14 protein-coding genes are annotated in these 20,353 nt (G+C 52.2%); 8 read left to right on the forward strand and 6 right to left on the reverse strand.

Annotation, left to right across the window (positions count from 1 at the left end; all coding sequences use genetic code 11):
• Positions 1-96: 96 nt before the first annotated feature.
• The 6 genes from ACAW75_RS03220 to ligA form a co-directional block, all read right to left on the reverse strand.
• On the reverse strand, positions 97-1,575 hold the full coding sequence (locus ACAW75_RS03220; protein WP_370727232.1) for a tetratricopeptide repeat protein: 1,479 nt from the start codon (positions 1,573-1,575) through the stop codon (positions 97-99).
• A gap of 160 nt (positions 1,576-1,735) precedes the next feature.
• Positions 1,736-4,273, reverse strand: a complete 2,538-nt coding sequence (gene gyrA, locus ACAW75_RS03225) for a DNA gyrase subunit A (protein WP_370727233.1) — start codon at positions 4,271-4,273, stop codon at positions 1,736-1,738.
• 292 nt (positions 4,274-4,565) lie between these two features.
• The gene (locus ACAW75_RS03230; protein ID WP_370727234.1) at positions 4,566-5,015 is read right to left on the reverse strand and encodes an RES family NAD+ phosphorylase; all 450 of its coding nucleotides are present in this window, start codon (positions 5,013-5,015) and stop codon (positions 4,566-4,568) included.
• Between the two features lie 9 nt (positions 5,016-5,024).
• Entirely contained in the window at positions 5,025-5,408 is a 384-nt protein-coding gene (locus tag ACAW75_RS03235) for an Xre family toxin-antitoxin system antitoxin (RefSeq protein ID WP_370727235.1), read from the reverse strand.
• Positions 5,409-5,641: 233 nt separating this feature from the next.
• Positions 5,642-6,538, reverse strand: coding sequence for a 4-hydroxy-tetrahydrodipicolinate synthase (gene dapA, locus ACAW75_RS03240; RefSeq protein WP_370727236.1), 897 nt, complete (start codon positions 6,536-6,538; stop codon positions 5,642-5,644).
• A gap of 91 nt (positions 6,539-6,629) precedes the next feature.
• Positions 6,630-8,714, reverse strand: coding sequence for an NAD-dependent DNA ligase LigA (gene ligA, locus ACAW75_RS03245; protein WP_370727237.1), 2,085 nt, complete (start codon positions 8,712-8,714; stop codon positions 6,630-6,632).
• 154 nt (positions 8,715-8,868) lie between these two features.
• Between ligA and rpe the strand changes: the two genes are divergently transcribed.
• From rpe to ACAW75_RS03285, 8 genes are all read left to right on the forward strand, one after another.
• Positions 8,869-9,543 carry a ribulose-phosphate 3-epimerase gene (gene rpe / locus ACAW75_RS03250; protein WP_370727238.1) on the forward strand — a complete coding sequence of 225 codons (675 nt, stop codon included), beginning with the start codon at positions 8,869-8,871 and terminating at the stop codon, positions 9,541-9,543.
• 63 nt (positions 9,544-9,606) lie between these two features.
• On the forward strand, positions 9,607-11,043 hold the full coding sequence (locus tag ACAW75_RS03255; protein ID WP_370727239.1) for an alpha-amylase family glycosyl hydrolase: 1,437 nt from the start codon (positions 9,607-9,609) through the stop codon (positions 11,041-11,043).
• 19 nt (positions 11,044-11,062) lie between these two features.
• Positions 11,063-13,159, forward strand: a complete 2,097-nt coding sequence (locus tag ACAW75_RS03260; RefSeq protein ID WP_370727240.1) for an OmpA family protein — start codon at positions 11,063-11,065, stop codon at positions 13,157-13,159.
• 61 nt (positions 13,160-13,220) lie between these two features.
• Complete coding sequence (locus ACAW75_RS03265; protein ID WP_370727241.1) at positions 13,221-15,014, forward strand: glycosyltransferase family 39 protein; 1,794 nt, start codon at positions 13,221-13,223, stop codon at positions 15,012-15,014.
• A gap of 19 nt (positions 15,015-15,033) precedes the next feature.
• Positions 15,034-16,800 (forward strand): hypothetical protein, encoded by a 1,767-nt coding sequence (locus ACAW75_RS03270; protein WP_370727242.1) that lies wholly within the window; start codon positions 15,034-15,036, stop codon positions 16,798-16,800.
• A gap of 13 nt (positions 16,801-16,813) precedes the next feature.
• Entirely contained in the window at positions 16,814-17,977 is a 1,164-nt protein-coding gene (locus tag ACAW75_RS03275; RefSeq protein WP_370727243.1) for an acyltransferase family protein, read from the forward strand.
• Positions 17,978-18,110: 133 nt separating this feature from the next.
• On the forward strand, positions 18,111-18,872 hold the full coding sequence (locus ACAW75_RS03280) for a glycosyltransferase family 2 protein (protein ID WP_370727244.1): 762 nt from the start codon (positions 18,111-18,113) through the stop codon (positions 18,870-18,872).
• A 54-nt stretch (positions 18,873-18,926) separates the two neighbouring features.
• Positions 18,927-20,333, forward strand: coding sequence for a protoporphyrinogen/coproporphyrinogen oxidase (locus tag ACAW75_RS03285; RefSeq protein WP_370727245.1), 1,407 nt, complete (start codon positions 18,927-18,929; stop codon positions 20,331-20,333).
• Positions 20,334-20,353: the final 20 nt, after the last annotated feature.

The following is a 20,353-nucleotide window of genomic DNA, read 5'->3' on the forward strand; positions in this document are numbered from 1 at the left end:
GTGGATAACGTCCATTCATTTAGTTTTATAATTTATATTATGTTAAGTAATAAATAGACTAAAAAAGGGAAGCCTCGTCAGCCTCCCTTTTTTAGTCTATTTACCTGGATCTGTGCAGGCTACTTTCTTCTCTTCGAATTGCTTCAGAATACCTTCAAGCTGCTCAAGCGTACTGTTCAGCGTTGAATCATCGGCTTTCACAGCCTTCGCTTTTTGGAAGTAAGGCAGCGCTTGTTTGAATTTGCCACATACCCGGCCTTCAACTTCTTTTCCGCTCTTGGTGTATTCGGCCATGCTCATGTTATCAACTTCGCTCTTCATTTCTACGGCATCGTTGAAAATCCCTACGCCCATGTTGAAATTGGCTTCAAAGTTATTCGCATCCGTATTCAGCGCCTTCATGTAGTAGTCACGGGCAATGGCTTTAGTGTCATTTGCCTTTTTGGTCAACTCGGTTGCTTTTGCCTGCAAGGCAGCACCATCTACCCCCTTCGCCGCTTCAGCTTTTGCTTGCTGATCAATTTCGGCTATTTTAGTTTTCTGCTCGGCTACCTTAGCTTGTACATCGGCCAGCTGACGTTTCAAATCAGCGCTTTTCGGCTGCTTCTTGATAGCGGCAGTCAGGCGAACAATCTCACTCATATACGTATCCAGCAGGGCTTTTTCATCGGCCATTTTCTTGCTCAGCTTACCGCCCTTTCTGGCATCATCGGATGCTTTCTTGGCATCGGCCGATATCTGCTGTGCATTGTTATCATACATGATGCCCAGATTCACCGCAGATTGTGCATCATTCGGGTTTTTCTCATACAGCTCTTTCATGCTGTTGATGGCCTCGTCCATACGGCCCGAAGACTGCAGAATGCTTACACGGGTAGTTCCCAGATCCCGATTGCTCGGGAATAGCTTCATGGCACGGTCTAACGTCGACAGGGCCTTATCTGTCTCTTTATCGCTATTGTACATCTGCGCCAGACTAGCCCAAATTGTTACATCACGACCACCATTCTCGGCGTATTTTTCAAATTGCTGTTTCGTCTTTGTCATGTACTCAGCGCGGTTAGCCCCCTCGCCTTTCGCTGACATTGCCTGCTGTGCACTGATACCCGCATACATGGGAGCAGTGGTGTCTTTAGCATTAATTGTGGTAGCCATCGACATGGCCGTATAGGCGCCATCGTAATTCTTGGCCTGGTACCGTCGAATACCCTGGTTCATCATCGCCGAATACAGCATCTGACCCGATAACGCATCGTTAATCTCTTTGGTCATCTTCCCATTTGGCTCGACCTCAAGCGCTTTCTTATACGAATCGTAGGCTACCATGGCTGCATTTGAATCAAGTGCCGACGCCTTGGCATCATTCGCAATGGCTTCATAGATCTGAGCCCGGCTAACCCATGTCTTAGCTTTCGTAGTCAGCTTTGGGTCAGTAACGTTTTGGTCGATTTCCGTTTTAGCTTTATCCAGGGCACCCTGCTCTTTGAATAAAAGGGCTTTATTCTGGGCCATTGCTGACACCGATAAAAGCGTCGCGGCCGATACGGCCATCATGGTTTTCATGGAATGTGTCATGGAATGTGCCATCGTTTGATGTGCCATGTAGTCTGTTACTATGTTTTGTTCAACAATAGGGCGAAAATACACATTTCACCCGGCATTTTGACAGAAAAAAGAGCCTTCGGTTTAAACCGAAGGCTCAGAATACTACTCGTTTTACCGCCTGTTTACCAAATTACTCAGCTACGTCTGGCGTTGGCTCGTCCGTTACAGGCATTTCCGCCAGTTCGTCGGCGGCCTCTACCTCGTCGCGCAACACAGTCATTACCGACGAGATAGCGTCTCCTTCCCGCAGCTTGATGATGCGTACGCCCTGCGTATTACGGCCAATTACGTTGATGGCATGGACTGGTGTACGCAGTAAGATACCCGATCGGTTAATGACCATCAGATCATCTTCATCCGACGCCTGGAGGATACCGACCAGGGCGCCTACTTTGTCCGTGATTTTCAACGTACCGACGCCTTTCGCGCCCCGGTTCGTGACCCGATATTCGTCGATTGGTGAACGTTTCCCATACCCGTTTTCCGAGATAACCAGCAACTGAGCGTCCGGACGCCCGATACAGACCATCCCAATCACCCGATCATCTTCTGCCTCGTCATCCAGCGTAATCCCTTTTACACCAGCCGCTGTACGACCCATAGGACGAACCCGTGTTTCATGGAAGCGAACGGCTTTACCCGCACGCGACGCAATAACCAGGTCATTATCTCCATTCGTCATTACGACATCGAGCAGGCGATCACTTTCATCGATCGTAATGGCGATAATCCCGGTCCGGCGAACGTTTGAATAGGCTTCCAATAAGGTCTTCTTAATGGTCCCCTGCTCGGTACACATGACAATGAAGTTATTCTTGATGTAATCGGGATCATCAAGGTTCTTGACATTAATGACCGCCCGTACTTTATCATCACTATCGATCTGAATGTAGTTCGGCAGCGGTTTGCCCTTTGCATCCCGGGCACCTTCCTGAATCTTGTACACTGGTAGCCAATACATGCGCCCTTTCTGGGTGAAGATCAGCAACGTATTATGCATGGTGGCCGAATACAGGTGTTCGGTAAAATCACCATCTTTCGAAGAGGCTCCCTTCGAGCCTTTTGTGCCCCTCCCCTGCTGGCGGTACTCAGTCAGTGGTGTCCGTTTGATATACCCTTCGTGCGAGATAGTGATGATCATTTCCTCATCATCGATCAACGACAGATCGTCCAGATCTCCATCACCCAGCGCATTAATCTGAGTACGTCTTGGATCACCATAACGGGCCCGTAAATCAGCCAGCTCATCTTTGATAATCTGACGTTTGCGCTCTTCCCGGGCAAGTATGTCGTTGTAGTCGGCAATGGCGGCCATCAGTTCATCATACTCACCCTGAATTTTAGCGCGCTCCAGGCCGGTTAGCCGTTGCAGACGCATCTCCAGAATAGCCTTAGCCTGAATCTCTGACAGCGAGAATTTCGCGATAAGGCCATTCTTGGCAACTTCAGCATCCTTCGACGAACGAATCAGTTCAATCACCGCATCGATATTATCGAGGGCAATCAGCAGCCCAAGCAATATATGTGCCCGCTTCTCTGCTTCGCGCAATTCGTACTGGGTACGTCGGGTAATGACCTCAAAGCGATGCTCTACATAATAGCGCATCATGTCTTTGAGGTTCAGTATCATGGGGCGACCTTTCACAAGCGCCACATTATTGATACTGAACGAGGACTGCAGGGAGGTATGCTTATAGAGGTTATTCAACACCACGCTGGCATTGGCATCCCGCTTAATGTCGTACACCACCCGCATACCGTCACGGTCCGATTCATCCCGGAAGGCCGAAATACCTTCGATCTTCTTTTCGTTGATCAGATCGGCCGTTTTTTCAAGCATGACCGACTTGTTGATCATGTATGGAATCTCCGTAACGATGATCTGCGTTTTGCCCCGGTTTTCTTCGATGGTGGCATTGGCCCGAATAACGACCCGCCCCCGCCCCGTATGGAACGCGGAATGAACACCACTCATGCCGAAAATAGTACCTCCTGTTGGAAAATCGGGAGCAACCACAAACTTGATCAGTTCGTCGATCGTAATATCTGGATTATCCAGAAAAGCCGTGATCCCATCGACAATCTCGGTAAGGTTATGCGGCGCCATGTTGGTAGCCATACCCACCGCAATACCTGAAGACCCATTGAGCAGCAGGTTGGGCAGTTTAGCCGGCATTACGGTTGGCTCTTCGAGTGAATCGTCGAAGTTGGGCTGGAAATCAACCGTTTCTTTGTAGATATCGCCTAGCATTTCGTCGGCAATCCGCTTCAAGCGAGCCTCGGTATAACGCATAGCGGCCGGTGAGTCGCCATCGACTGACCCGAAGTTACCCTGGCCGTCGACCATCGGGTAACGCAGCGACCAATCCTGTGCCATACGTACCATGGTGTCGTACACGGATGCATCGCCATGCGGGTGGTATTTACCCAGCACTTCACCAACGATACGGGCTGATTTCTTATGTGGCTTGTTATAGTTTACGCCCAGTTCGGCCATACCGAACAATACACGGCGGTGAACGGGCTTGAGGCCATCACGCACATCGGGCAAGGCCCGGGAGATGATAACCGACATCGAATAATCGATGTATGCGCCACGCATTTCGTCCTCAATATTAATGGGGACAATGTTGCGGGGATTCTCCATTTCGGGAGTCTGTTCTGCCATAAACGGAAGGGGGGAATTTCGCGAAAATTTGCAATTTTTGCCCAACCGTTCCACACGGAAGGACTATATACAAATATACAAATTTCCTGGCAGAATAGAAAATAAAGCCGCAAATGCCCATTAATACGGCGTATGTAAGCAAATTTGTGGCCGGCTGAGCCAGCTACGTTTCCGACCGTGGAACACCCTTATATTCTTACCGAAATACAATTATCCGCCATCTAAAACAGTCCTTTCAACAGGCTGCTGAACGACTGCCTGCTTTCCAGCTGGTTAGCTCCGAAAAGCGCTGCTAGGCTTTCAGCCGTGGATCAAAAGCGAAGGCCTCTGTACGCACTAAATCGATCTGTGAAAACAAGGGGTGGGCAGGATTAATCAAGTAGTTCCACTCCTGAGGAACAATCGCCGAGGGGACACACAAGACCGGCGAACGCCCGCGGCTCAACCAGGCTTCTCCCCTACGCTGGCACTCATCATAATTTTGATAATCGGCCCAGTCGGTCGGCAACTCAACCAGGGTAATGGTATCAACAGGCAGCGTGTCAGGTACGTTGATCACCATTACCCTGAACAACTCCTGCAACCCTTCGCCGCTCCGATGAACTACGTTCTCCAGGCACGCCAGCGGCCGACTCCCTGCGGTATAGATCACGAAACGTCCCCGGGTGTTCCAGCGGGCTGCTCCGCCAGAAGCCACCAACTGGTTCGTATAAATGGCGCGGGTAATGCGATACACTTCCACAAGCAGTTGCTAGGCCAGATCACCGTAGTCGATACGGACGAGTTCATCCATAATCAGGTCTATCCCCCCGGAGGTATGCAACAGGTTGAATGGAATTTGTCCGCCCAGGCCAAAAGCGGGTTTATCCATCCACCGTCTGAAGGCCTCGGCCGAGCCAAAGACATCGGTACCCCGGCTAAACAACGCCTGAATTTTTAGCACCTTCTCGCTATCCTGTGGATTGAGGTTGCGCTGCTCCCGCTCATAGCGCTGGAATGTTTTTAGGGATGTGTCGAATACTTCGGCTACCTGCTCGCGACGATAGCCCGTTTTGTCGGCCATTTCGAAGAACAGCAGCGCGGGTACCCCCCGCAAGGCCGCCAATACCAGTCTGTTTCGATCCTGAACTACCATATAACTAGTCGGTTATAGCCTGCAAAGATAGACATTTGTCTGATGAACACAGAATTTTGTCTGACTGTTCAGGTACGTTGATAACCGGCCAACAAAAAAGTGTTGGGTCAGGTGGTAAGCCATACCTTTTCTAGGCGGATTGGCAACACACCGGCAAGAGTGCTACCGGTGGGGCTATCGATGAAGTAGGGAGCCGGGAGAAATAGCGACTCCCCCGGCTTTTAAAACAACGATCAGGCAACCAGTTCCAGCAGGTGATCCTGTTGAAGCACAGCCTTCATGCGGTCGCCCAGATCATCAGATGCTTTCATAAGCGGAAGGCGAACATCAGAACCGATCAGGCCACAGAGTTCCAGAATTTTTTTCACGCCCACGGGATTGCCCTCTTCATACAACAGTGGATCGATACGGAGGAAATGGCCTAATTCACGGCTCGCCGTGCGGAAGTCTCCCTGAAGCGCAGCATCGATAAGTCCGCAGAAACGAGCGGGAAACGCGTTGGCAATCACCGACATAACCCCTACCCCACCAATGCTGATGATGGGCACGCCCTGTACGTCATCGCCAGAGATCAACAGGAAATCCTCCGGTTTATCGCGCGCAATTTCCAGGCACTGCTCAATGACGCACGATGCTTCTTTCACGCCAATGATATTGGGGTGTTGAGCCAGTTCGATAATCGTTTCCGCCGACATATTGATGCCCGTCCGGAACGGAATATTATAGAGGATGACGGGTACAGGGCTGGCATCGGCTACGCGGGTGAAGTGCTCGATTACGCCCCGTTTGCCTGGTTTATTGTAGTACGGGCAAACAGACAGAATCGCAGCAACACCGTCGAAGTCGATATCTTTCATGCCGGCTACAACATCGGCCGTCACGTTGCCACCAACGCCAAAGACGATGGGCAGCTTCCGGGGATTGTTCTCCTTGAGGTATTGAAGCAACTGCTTTTTTTCAGCTTTCGTCACCGTCGGCGACTCACCTGTAGTGCCCTGAAGCACAAAATACCGCACGCCTCCGTCTGAGACATGATTGATAATTCGGCCAAATCCGTCGAAGTCGATGGAATGGTCCGCATTGAAAGGTGTTACGATGGCAACACCCACACCGTGAAACTGTGTGTGCATGAGCAGGTAAAGGTCATATTGGCCTCTACAAAGGTACGAGTTAAGTTTCAGGTTTCAGGCGTCGCGTGTCAAGTCGCCGGCAACTTGACACTTAACCCAGCATGGCCAAAAATTCATCTTCGCTAATCTGAGGAACATTCAACTGTTGGGCTTTCTGTACTTTGGATGGCCCGGCATTGTCGCCAACGATCAGGTAATTCAGTTTTTTAGACACGCCACTCAACAAACGCCCCCCATTAGCCGCAATACGCTCTTCAAGTGACTCACGACTGAAATGAGCAAACGTACCGGTGTAGAGGAACGTCTTGCCGGCCAGCGCCTCACTTTCCTGAGCCACTTCTTTCTTCTCGGAGACAAAGGTTATCCCAGCCGCGCGTAACCGCTCAATGTATACCTTGTTTTCATCGTCCTGAAACCAGCGGTAAACACTCTCGGCAATGCGCGGGCCAACATCAGGCACCCCGGAAAGGGTGTCGAGCGGAGCGGCCATCAGCGCATCAATCGAGCCAAAATAATCGACGAGCCGGTCGGCGGTAGTGCTGCCGACGTACCTGATCCCCAACGCAAACAACACATTGGCGAAAGACTGCAACTTCGACCGTTCAATGGCCGAGAGAATATTATCAACCGTTTTCTGGCCAAACTTGACCGTGCGCGCTTTTCCCGGCTCTTCCGTCGGCTGCAGGCCAGTCCCCTCGTCGCGCACCATCGGGGCCGCTGGGTACGTCTTCTGAAGACCCAGCAATTTTTCGGTGGTCAGCTCATATAAGTCAGCCGGGCTTTCCACCAATCCGCGATCGATGAGCAGTTCGATCTTCCCCTCGCCAAGACTTTCAATGTTCATAGCCCTCCGCTGAATGAAATGCTCGAACCGGGCTTGCCGCTGAGGCGGGCAATGCTTGTCATTGGTGCAGTAGAAATGCGCTTCATTCTCGCGCCGTATCAGCGTGGTCCCACAGGCTGGGCAATGGGTGGGATATAGGATCGGTTGCGCCGAGTCAGGTCGTTTGCTCAGGTCTGCGCCCGTCACTTTCGGAATAATCTCCCCTCCTTTCTCGACGAAAACGGTGTCGCCCAATCGGATACCAAGCCGGGCAATTTCATTGGCGTTATGCAACGAAGCCCGTTTCACTACGGTTCCAGCCAGCAAGACCGGCGACAGGTGCGCCACCGGGGTAACCGCCCCCGTGCGCCCCACCTGATAGCTCACCCGGTGGAGGGTGGTGGCTGCCGCCACGGTCTTGTATTTATACGCAATCGCCCAGCGCGGACTTTTCGCCGTGTAGCCAAGTTCCCGCTGCTGATCGTAGCGATTCACCTTGATCACAATCCCATCGGTATTGAGCGGCAGCGTAAAGCGTTCGGTTTCCCACTTGGCAATGTAGGCCATAACCGCCTCCAGATCAGCGCATTTCTCCCAGGTGGGCGATACGTTGAACCCCCAGGTAGCCAGGGTTTGCAGGCTCTCTTCGTGCGTGGCAAAAATGGCTTCGTCAGAGAGAAACGAATAGATATAGCAGTCTAACCGTCGTTTAGCTACGGCCCCCGAATCCTGTTGCTTGAACGTACCGGAGGCTGCATTGCGCGGATTGGCCAATAGGGGCTCACCAATATCGTCACGCTCTTTGTTGATCCGCTCAAATTCGGCCAGCGGCAAAAAACCTTCGCCACGTACCTCAAACAAGGCGGGCGCCTCATCAGCCGTTATGCGGAGCGGCATCGTCCGAATGGTACGGATATTGTTGGTAATATCATCGCCACGAACCCCGTCGCCACGAGTAGCTCCTTGCACAAGCAGGCCTTGCTCGTACGTCATACTCAGGGCCACACCGTCAAATTTTTGTTCGCATATATAGTCGAATGCCTCCCCATTGAGCCCTTTACGAACCCGTGCGTCGAACTCAGCCAGATCACTTTCAGAGTAGGTATTTCCGAGCGAGAGCATTGGAAAACGATGATAAACCGTCGAGAAACCATTGCTGATCGTGCCGCCAACGCGCAGGGTAGGCGAATCTGGCTGAACGAAAGCTGGGTGGAGCTGTTCCAGCGCCTGGAGTTCGGCCAGCAGCTTATCAAACGTAAAGTCATCAACAACAGACTGGCTGTGTTGATAATACTGGTCGTTGTAGTAATTGAGCAGCTTGGTCAGCTCCTGAATACGGTCTTGTGGAGACATGGATAAAGAGGCAATAGCGGTACGCGCGGTGCCGTTTTGAATTCGGTTACGAAGATGGCCGGGTTTCGGCATTCAGGCAAAAAAACTTAGTTTTACAGACTTAGCTTTACAGTCCGCAAGCGTATTTGTCATAAACACGCCTGCTCACGAGTTCATGAAGACCAATTTACTACTGGCTCCGTCGATACTGGCCGCCGATTTTGCCAATTTACAACGCGATGTCGAACTGATTAATCGCAGTGAAGCCGACTGGTTCCATATCGATATAATGGATGGCCTCTTTGTTCCCAATATTTCGTTTGGCTTTCCCGTGATGGAAGCCGTCCACCGCCACGCCACAAAACCGCTCGACGTTCACCTGATGATCGTCCAGCCCGAACGCTACATCGACGCCTTTGCCAAAGCCGGCGCCGCCGCGATTACCGTCCACTACGAAGCCTGTACCCATTTGCACCGGACCCTCTCCCAGATTCGGGAGGCCGGATGCCGGGCGGGTGTAGCGCTGAATATGCAAACGCCCGTTGACGCACTTGCCGACCTGACCGATGCGTTTGATCAGGTGCTGATCATGACCATTAATCCGGGTTTCGGTGGCCAAAAACTGTTACCACTGTCTATTCCCAAGATTCAAAAAATGCGGCGATTGCTACTGGAAGCAGGCAGCCCGGCCCTGATCGGTGTCGATGGTGGTATCGACCTGCACACCGTTGGCTCAGTCGTGACGGCCGGTGCCCACTATGCCGTGGCAGGGACAGCCGTTTTTGGCGCAACCGATCCGCTGGCCGCCATGAAGCAATTAAAATCTCAACCGACAACCGCCCTTGCCTAATCGCTTTTGTAGCAGTAGGATTTCCCAGTTGAGTCTGGGCTCACCGTACCGAAACTGACACCAATGACACGTACTTTTATTTTTACGGCTCTTTTCGCTCTGACGTTGATCGTTGGCGGGTGCAGAACCGGATCCGAGCAAACAGCCGATCAGACCAGTACCTTGTCGGGGACTGCCACAACCAGCCCAGACACTACTGTTCAAATCGCCCCTGCCATTCCCGCTCCTGAGTGGGCTAAAAACGCGACCATTTATGAAGTGAACGTGCGGCAGTTTTCGGCCAAAGGCGATTTGGTCAGCGTGGAAAATCAACTACCCCGCCTCAAGGAATTGGGCGTTGACATTGTCTGGCTGATGCCTATTTACCCGATCGGTGTGGAGAAGAAGAAAGGTACCCTCGGAAGCCCTTATTCAGTAGCTGACTATAAAACGATCAATCCTGCACTGGGTACGTTCGATGACCTGAAACACTTGGTGCAGCGCGCTCACGATCTGGGGATGCGCGTTCTTCTCGACTACGTACCCAATCACACGGCCTGGGATCATCCCTGGGTGAAGCAACATCCGGACTGGTATACACAGGTGAATGGAAAAATGACGTCGCCCCTCGACGAAAACGGGAAACCTACCGGTTGGGATGATGTGGTCGATTTAAACTATAACAACCCTGATCTGCGGGCGGCGATGGTCGATGCCATGACGTTCTGGGTACGTGAGGCCGATATTGATGGCTACCGGATGGATGTGGCCGGGTTTGTGCCGAACGATTTCTGGCAGGAAGTCCGGCCAGCGCTGGACAAGATCAAGCCTGTCTTTATGCTGGCCGAATGGGAGGCTGAGCCAAACCACTTCCGCTCCTGCTTCAATATGAATTACGGCTGGGCCATGCACACGCTGCTGAAAAAGATTGCCAAAGGATCCGCCAAGGCTACCGCTATTGACTCCCTGCTGGCCTCACGCAAGAAACTGTACCCTCACTGGGCTTATCAGATGCAGTTTACGCAAAATCACGACGAAAACTCCTGGAACGGTACACTGACTGAATCGTTTGGCGCAGGCAGCAAGGCTTTTGTTGTATTGACCAGCACCTTTAACGGTATGCCACTGGTCTATAACGGCATGGAATCGGGGCTCAACCGGCGCCTGTCTTTCTTTGACAAGGACCCGATCGAGTGGGGCACCTATACCGACGCAACCTTTTACAAATCGTTATTAACGCTGAAACATCGTAACCGGGCGTTATGGAACGGCGAGGAAGGCGGTGACCTGGTAAAGATCCCGACTGGCCATGACGACCAGGTTTATGCCTTTTTCCGGCAGCGCGATACCGATCGCATTGCCGTGGTTATTAATTTGAGTAACCAATTACAGACCATTCGACTGGGCAGCGATGGCTATGCCGGTTTATATACGGATGTATTCGAGCACAAGCCGATGGAATTAAAGGCCGGGATGACCATGACGCTCAAACCCTGGGAATATCACGTTATGACTAATTAATCTACTCTTTATCAACTATATGCGTTCTGATCAGCCTCATTCTTTTCGCACAGTACGGGTAAGCTGTCACTGGCTGTGTCTGCTCTGGCTGCTTGCTCCGGTTATGGGAATGAGCCAGACGATCCAGTGGGCCGACAAGGTAATAAGCGTTTCGTCTGAAGGCCGGGGGGAAGGCGGCGGTAAACAGCAGAAGGCCTCGCAGGCCTTGGGGCCACCCAGCGTGCTTCAACTGGTAAAAAGTACACCCTGTGCCTGGACACCCGCTAACATAGACGGCAACACAGAAGAATACATTCAGGTGGCCATGCAGCGCCCGCAGCCAATCAGGCAGGTACTGGTGGCCGAGTCAGGTACGCCGGGGGCTGTCGTACAGGTCATTGTTTACGACACGAAGAATCAGGCGCATATCATTTTTTCGGAAAAACAGGCAGCGCAACGGGCCAATGACAAGGCAATTGACCCGATGCTTCGGATCATTCTCCAGGATAGTTCATTGGTGGGTCAACAGGTGAAGGTGATTATCAACCCGAGTCGCACGAAAGGGGTCAATCAGATCGACGCCATTGGCATCACCTCTGCCGAAAAACCCGTCGTGGTCAGCGTCAGCGTAGCCCCGAATACACCCAAAACGCTCGAGAAAGAAAACCTGGGCCCCAACATCAATTCAACAGGCCAGGAAGTAGCCCCCGTCATCTCGCCCGACGGCCGGACGTTGTATCTGACACGGGTGAACAAAGGCAATATCGGCAACCCGAAAACGCAGGACGTCTGGTATGCTACCCTCAACGCGGACCGAAGCTGGGGTGAAGCGAAAAATATCGGTCCCCCTATCAACAATGCGGACAACAATGCCATCAGTGGTATTTCGCCCGACGGTAAAACGATCTACCTCCTCAATGTGTATAAGCCAGATGGTAGTTTGAATTTCGGGGTCTCCAAATCAACGTTCTCGAAAGGCGGCTGGTCGTTTCCCCGCGAATGTAAAATCACAAACAATTACACGCGCCAAACGGCCGAATCAGGTGCCCAGGAGGTAAAAGCTCCTCAGATGGAGATCACCGTCTCGCCCGATGGGCTGACGATGCTCCTGGCCCTCCAACGCAATGAAACCGAAGGAGACCGCGACCTGTATGTCTCGTTCCGGCAGCCCGACCTCACCTGGAGTGAACCAAAATCACTGGGAACGGTGGTTAACACGGCCGCCGAAGAGAGTGCCCCGTTCCTGGCTGTCGACAACCGAACGCTTTACTTCACGTCGGAAGGACATCCCGGCTTTGGACAGGGTGACATTTTTGTGACCCATCGGCTGGATGATAGCTGGACGAACTGGTCAACCCCGGAAAATCTGGGGCCCGCCGTGAATACGGATAAATGGGATGGTTATTTCACGATTCCCGCTTCGGGTGAGTATGCCTATTTAAGTTCACGGGCCAGCTCAATGGGTGAAGATGATATCTTCCGTCTGAAACTGTACCCCGCTATTCGCCCGGAGCCAGTGGCGATCGTGTCGGGGCAGGTGCTCGACGCCATCAGCAAAAAGCCAGTACCGACCGAAGTGGTGTCGGGCTTACTCGAGAATGACAAGGAATTCAGCAAAGTAGAGTATGACCCGGAAACCGGCGAATACAAAATGGTGCTCCCTACCCAGAAGTCCTATAAACTGTCGGCCCGCAAAGATGGCTACTTCCCCATGACAGAAACGCTGGACCTGAGCCGTGACAAGCGATTCCGCGATATCCGCCGAAACCTGTATGTGATGCCCATTCAGCCAGGTGCCAAGGTCGTGCTGCGTGGCGTGCTTTTCCAGCAGAGCGAAGCCGAACTGCTCCCCGGTTCTGAGGCCGAACTGGATCAACTCACGAGCTTACTGGCGCAATACCCGTCTATGACTATCCTGGTAGAAGGACATACTGATAATCAGGGTGAGTGGAACCTGAATATGAAACTGGCTGAAGATCGGGTACAGCGTGTCAAACAGTATTTGATGGGGAAAGGCGTAACAGAAGCCCGCATTCAAACCAAGGCCTGGGGGCCCAGCAAACCCATCGCCAGCAACGAATCGGAAGAAAAACGGCGGCTCAACCGGCGGGTAGAATTCACTATTCTGACTTTGTAAGTTAGCGGGGGCTTGGCTTACTTTGCAACCACCCCCGTTTGCCTTCGGGCTACTTTTGCACATGACGTTTCGCCAACCCGGCTCCACTACCTCTTCCAGGTTTACCCTGCTCCTTCTTTCGCTGATACTGCTGGTTGCGTTCGGGCTACGTATCTATCAACTCGATGCGCACGGCATTTTTCTGGATGAGAAATTTACGCTGGTCTGTACGCAGGGCGTTGTTCAGGAAGGGTCGAATCAGAAAGACGTCTTTTTCACCCCCGGCAAAACGTACTTCACCCCGGCCGAATTCTGGAAGCCCAAAACCTGGGCGGACTACAACGAAGCCATCAGCCGAAGCGACATCAGCAATAGTCCCGCTTATACCGGACTACTCGCACTCTGGATCGATCTTTTTGGCATCAGTGATTACTCAACCCGGTTCCTGTCGGTCCTCTTCAGCATGGGCGTGCTGGTACTCACCTACCTGCTGGCCCTCCGGTACACGAATTCTGAACGTGTGGGCCTGTTCAGCGCGGCGCTGGCCGCCACCGAACCTTTCTTTGTTGCCTACGCGCACGTAGCTCGCAGCTACAGCATGACCATCTTCGTGTCGCTGCTATCCACGTACCTGTTTCTGCTGATCATCGAGCAGCGTAACAAGGGTAAACATTCCTGGGGCTTATATATCAGCTATGGCCTTACCTACGCCCTGACCATTTTGGGGCATAGCCTGGGCGCAATGGTGTTTGTGGCGCATGGCGTATACCTCCTGCTGTACATCCGCGATAGCAAGACGTACCTGGCGCTGGGGACAACCTGGCTGATCGCTACCCTTGTGTTGCTGGCGCCCTGGTTTACCCTTGGTGGGGGTAAGTACATCTTCATGACCATGGCCTATCAGGCTGATTTCTATCGGAATCTGGCCTATACCAACCCGACCAGCAATGGCTTTGGGTATATATTACCGGGTACGATTCCCAACATCCTGAAAATGGCGCTCCCCGTTTTTGCCGACCTTTTCTGGTTGACAAACGGCTTAACGATCGACGCGCTGGGCAGGCGAAACACTCTGATCGGGCTTTTTGTGGGGCTAATCGCGCTAGCCGTTGTCTGGCGCTATCGTCGCGCAGTACTCGTTCCCAGTTGGGTATCAGCCCTCGTTCCTGCCCTGCTGGGTAGCGTGCTCTTGGTGGTTACCATAAAAACAGGCCAGCAGCTTGTTCTGGCGTCCGTTCCGTTATTTGGGTACGTTCTCTACCAGGCAATCCGGCAATATACCCAATCCTACCAACGGCAATTCACGGTGTTGTTGATCATGCTGTTGATCACACCAACGTTGTTTCTGTTGGTGATGGCTTTCAAAAACGATCATACCTACGGCATCACGCAACGCTATACCAGTTTCTCGTTTCCCTATGCGCTCATCCTGCTCGGCATGATGCTGGATCAGCTGGTGCGTTCTCCCCGTTTTCTGCAGTGGACGCTCGGGGCCGTGGCGCTGGTGCAGGGATACTACATTTTAGCGCTTGACAAACGAATTCTGGACGATAGAGCCCCCAAATACACGCAGTTCGGTACCCCCCGTATCAAAAATCCGTACATGACCGCTGCCGAATCGATTCGTAAGCAGTACACGGTTGGCGATACGGTGCTCTATCCAGCCATGCGTATGCGTCCGGCCGATGAGATCGAAAAAACATACTGGCCATTCTCGATCAAAGACGCGCAGCTGACCAACCTGTATTTACCTAAAGAGGCCACCTATTTTCAGCGAATGGACACTACGCAGTCTGATCGGATTTGGCTGATAAAAGGAAAAACCGGCAACCGGGTGCTTATCTTTGACTTCAAAGGGCAGACCTTCCGTTATTAAAGGTCCTTTATCGACAGCTATGTCAGTTGCTCAGCCGCATCAGCCAGTACCACCTGCCGCCTCCAAGTCCAGCGAACAGCATAGCTATTTGTGGCGATTAAGCTGGCTGTATGCGCTCGTCTTTACTGCTTTACCCATCCTGGTCGTGGGTTGGGCCTGGTCAAAGGCAGCCGTGAACGTACCCAAATGGGATGATCATGCCCTTAAGGAATTTCTCCTGGCGCTCGAGCAGCAAACCTCGCCGCTTGGGTGGTTTCGGCAGGTGATCAAACAACATAATGAACACCGGATCGCCTATGACCGGCTGCTTACCTGGGCTGATTACACCTTCTTCGGCAAGCTGAGCTTCAAAAGGTTAATGGTCTATGGTGACCTGAGTCTGCTGGCACTGGTTGCCTTGTTCGGTTGGTTTACCAGCCGGTATACCAAACACTGGCTGTTGTTTTTACCGCCCGTAGCCCTGTTCATCATTAGTCTGGCGCAATGGGAAAATCTGTACTGGGCCCTGTCATCGATCCAGAATTTCTCGATCGTCGGCTGGTCATTAGCCTGTCTGTTGGTGCTCTCACACCAGTCTCGCATTGGTTGGGCCATTGGGCTGGCTATCATTGCTACGCTGGTGAGTGGCAATGGTTTTCTGGTCTGGCCAATCGGTTTTTTCCTACTGGTTGCCCAACGCCGCTTTCAAGCGTTGATCCCCTGGGGGATTGCTGCCATCCTACTCATCGCGGTGTATTTCGGGGATTACGTGCAGCCAACAACGCACCCGCCAACCAGAGGTAGCGCAGCAGAACTAGCAGGCGGCTGTTTAGCCTTCATCGGCGCCGCTGCTGAAGCCTTACCGATTAGCAAACCCTATTTATTCAGTATGCTGCTTGGTGGCACACTGCTTGTCTTTTGGCTCACCGTGCTGATCCCTTCGCTGACCAGGCTTGGAAAAAAAATAGCCTGGACGCCCCTCGAATCGTTTGGTTTGGGCGCGTTGGCGTTTATCCTTGGCACCGCGATCGTGGTTGTCTGGGGCCGGTATGGCTATGGGCAGGATACACTCCTGACCAGCCGCTACAGAATCTATTCCTTAACACTGTTAGCACTGACATATACCTATTGGCTATCAGCTGCTTACAGTAAACAGGCCGTTTCGTCCGCTAAGGCCTTTTGGGCGGCCGGATGTGGGCTGTTGGTGAGCGGTCTATTGTGGTGGAGCGCCTTCCGGTTCAACACGCATGAGAGCATTTTCCTGCGTCGGATGCTGTTGACCATGCAATACAACTGGACGTATACAGGTAACCGCCCGGAGTCGGCCATCGACGCCACGACCCGTCGGCTGATCGATAATTCGCCTGCTTTTTATGACGCTGCCCTACCCGCTTTTTTCACGGAGAGTTCAGCCCCCCTCTTCCCTATCGACACCTTGTTTAAACGTGACCACGCCTACGTTGTTCGGTTAGGGACTACAGGGCAACCAGCGTCGATGTTGCCAACGTTGGCCAATCCAGACCTGGGCGTGAATGTGCTGCTTCGCTCAACCAAACGCACGTACCTGTATGGAGCCCTCCCCACCCCCCGACGGCACTGGCGGGTATTGGTGAATCGCTTACCCCTGTACACCGCTGACGCGCCGATCGAGCTCGGCATTCCAATCGATGAACTTGAGGTGGGTACGTATAAACTATTCGTTGTGCAGTACACGGCTGAACAGCCTGCCGGTGTGGTCAGACCAACTACTCAATTGCTGACCGTTGCCCCGCACAAGCTTTCCACCGGACCAGTAAAAAACTGGTAGCCCGGCTATCGCTATGACACCATCTATTACCTCAACTACACGCCCGGCGCTGAACCACCTGATCCAATTAGATGGCGTACGCTTTCTGGCTGTGGCGCTTGTCTTATTCGACCACTGGACGGCCGAACAGCTTCCACCAGCATTTACGTTTCCGCTTGGCTCACTGGGCGTCACGATTTTCTTTGTGCTGAGCGGGTTTCTGATCTCCCGGATTCTCTTATCAGGAAAAGACAAACTACCTCTGCCGAAACGCCGGTACCTCGGCGGCTATCTGAAAACGTTTTACATCCGCCGTACCCTGCGCATTTTTCCGATCTATTACTTAACCCTGTTTATCCTGTACCTGCTGAATGAGCCCCCCGTCCGCCGGACAATTGGGTGGCTGGCACTCTATGCCAGTAATATTTATATCGCGCATTATGCCACCTGGATGGGTACGGTCGATCATCTGTGGTCATTGGCCGTTGAAGAGCAGGTCTACCTGATCATGCCAATGCTCCTGTTTCTCCTGCCGCGACACTGGGTCATTCCCACGGCGTTGCTGATGCTGGTTGGTAGCGTGGTGCTCCGGTACGGCCTGCTGGTACACGGCGATCCGTGGTTCATTGGGTACGTTTCGATGCCAACCTGCCTGGATGCCTTCGGGCTGGGCCTGGCCATGGCCTGGTTATGGCTGTATCGGCGGTCCCAGTTCGAAGCCCTGTTTCGTTCTCCGGTTGGTTTGCTGGTAAGCATTCTCGCCTTTGGCGGTGTTGTCTGGCTGTCCAAAAACTACGCGAGTAACCATCCCGATCTCGACCACACCTTCAATGTGTACACGCATGTGTGGGAACGGCTCTCGGCATCGTTCATCGGCTTTTTCCTCATCGGAAAAGCGATTCTGGGCTTCAAGGGCCCAATGAAGGCCCTGCTGATTCACCCCGTCAGTCAGTACTTGGGGCAAATCAGCTACGGGCTGTATTTGTACCACAACTTTATTTATAATGCGTACCATACCCAGCAAACACACGTTGCCCTGCGGACATGGCGAAAGCTGGTTCATTTTTTCCCGGTGCTGGATGCTTCATTTGCCTTTCAGTTCCTTTATTTCCTGGCAATTACCGTTGGTATAGCCACCATTTCGTGGTACCTGATCGAGAAACCAATCAACCGGCTGAAAGACCGATTTGCGTATTAAGGCGGTCCGCTCCCTAACCCGCTGTCCCAGTAGGGCGGGTGGGCCAAACAAATACCTATCTTTGCCTTGTTAATCAGTTAAAGACTAAATACGCTGTCTCCATCATTCAGCTCCTATTGACCAACTAAACTTCATGAGCGTATTGTTATCGATTGTCATGCCGGCCTACAACGAGGAAGCCTGTATTGAAGACGTTGTAAACTTGTGGACAGGCTTGTTAGACCAGCACTTCCCAACGGAGTCCACCCGGCTGATTGTCGTTAATGATGGCTCAAAAGATAAAACCGGTGCGATTCTGGATCGCATCAAACCCAATTTCCCCAAACTGATCGTTGTGCATCAGTCCAACGGTGGGCACGGCAACGCGGTTGTCAACGCGTACCGGCAGGCTGTTGCGGTTGACTCAGAATACGTCTTTCAGACCGACAGCGATGACCAGTTTGTGACCGATGATTTCATGAAGTTATGGAGCAAGCGCTTCGATTCGCCCTTTATTCTGGGCTGCCGCGAAGTTCGGTATGATGCCCCAGCCCGACTGATCATCACTCGGATTCTCCGGCTCAGTATCTTCCTGATTTACGGTACGTATATCAAGGACAGCAACATTCCATTCCGGCTGATCAGAGGTACTTTTCTAAAGCGGCTCCTGGCTCAACTGCCTAGCCCTACTCCTTTCGCGCCGAACATCTTTCTGGCGGTGATGGCCCGAAAAGCCGGTAATAACCTGTTCAATATTCCCATCACGCATAAAGAACGCCTGACAGGCACAGTATCCATTTTGAAATGGAAGCTGCTAAAGGTTTGCCTTCAAAGTTTTAAAGAACTGGCCCAGTTCCGTCTGGAACTGAGTGATAAAGTAGCAGCACTTCGTAAACCTGAATCTGTTTTGCTATAAGTAAGTCAACACAACGACTTTTCCGTTGACGATTCGTTTTATTTATTCTCACAAATGCACACTAAATACGTAATAATCGGTTCAGGACCAACCGGTCTGGGCGCCGCTTACCGACTCAACGAACTGGGCGTCACAGACTTTGTCGTCCTCGAAAAAGAAAATCGCATCGGAGGCTTATCAAAAAGTTTCGTCGACGACAAAGGATTCACCTGGGATGTGGGCGGCCATGTGCAGTTCTCGCACTACAGCTATTTCGACGAGCTCATGCGTAAAGCACTGGGCGAAGATGGCTGGCTTAAACACCAGCGTGAGTCATGGGTCTGGATCGAGAACCGCTTTGTTCCCTACCCGTTTCAGAACAACATCAAGTATCTGACGACCGATACGATGTGGAAATGCCTGGAAGGGATTATTCATGTCTATAAAAATCCAACCAGCCAGAAGCCTAAAAACTTCAGGGAATGGATCCTGCAAACGTTTGGTCCGGGTTTGGCAGAGACATTCATGTTTCCCTACAATTTCAAAGTATGGGCGTACCCAACGGAAGAAATGAATGCCGTTTGGGTAGGTGAACGCGTGGCAGTGACCGATCTCGGCCGCGTAACCAAAAACATCCTTTACGACCAGGACGATTTTTCCTGGGGACCGAACAGTACGTTCCAGTTCCCAAAACATGGCGGAACGGGTGGTATCTGGGAAGCGGTAGGCGATCTGATTGGCCGCGATAAGATCAAACTGAATGCTACGGTTGACAAAGTCGTTGGTCCAGAGAAAAAGATCGTGTTGGCTAGTGGCGAAACCATTACCTATGATCACCTGCTGAGCACCGTCCCCCTCGATATCTTTACACGTAAAGTGGAGGGACTGGATCCACAGATTGTGGAAACAGCACAGGGACTGAAGCACTCCTCGACCAACGTGGTCGGCATTGGCCTGAAAGGTAAACCGAAGAAGAGCCTGGAAACTATGTGCTGGATGTACTTCCCGGAATCGAATAGTCCTTATTATCGGGTGACGGTCTTCTCCAACTATAGTCCTAATAACGTACCCAACGCGGATTCGCCCGACGGCGAGCAGTATTGGTCGCTGATGACCGAAACCAGCGAGTCATCGGCGAAGCCAGTTAACCGGGAAACCCTGATCGAAGACACGATCAAGGCCTTGCTTGAAGACCAGTTGATCGAGTCGGCGGATGATGTCGTTTCTACCTTCCACAAAGCATTTGACTACGGGTATCCGACTCCATCAGTAGAGCGAGACGGTATCTTGAAAGCGGTACTGCCTGCTCTCGAGCCATTCGGCATCAAGTCACGGGGCCGATTTGGTGCCTGGAAATACGAGGTAAGTAATCAGGATCACTCGCTCATGCAGGGGGTTGAATGGGCCAACCGGGTGGTGGCCGACGTACCTGAACTCACATTGTTCTTCCCCGAAACGGCCAACGCCATGTGGGGTAAATAACTGACTTACAGGCGGCTGGT

It is taken from the genome of Fibrella arboris (assembly GCF_041321095.1).
Taxonomy (GTDB): Bacteria; Bacteroidota; Bacteroidia; order Cytophagales; family Spirosomataceae; genus Fibrella; species Fibrella arboris.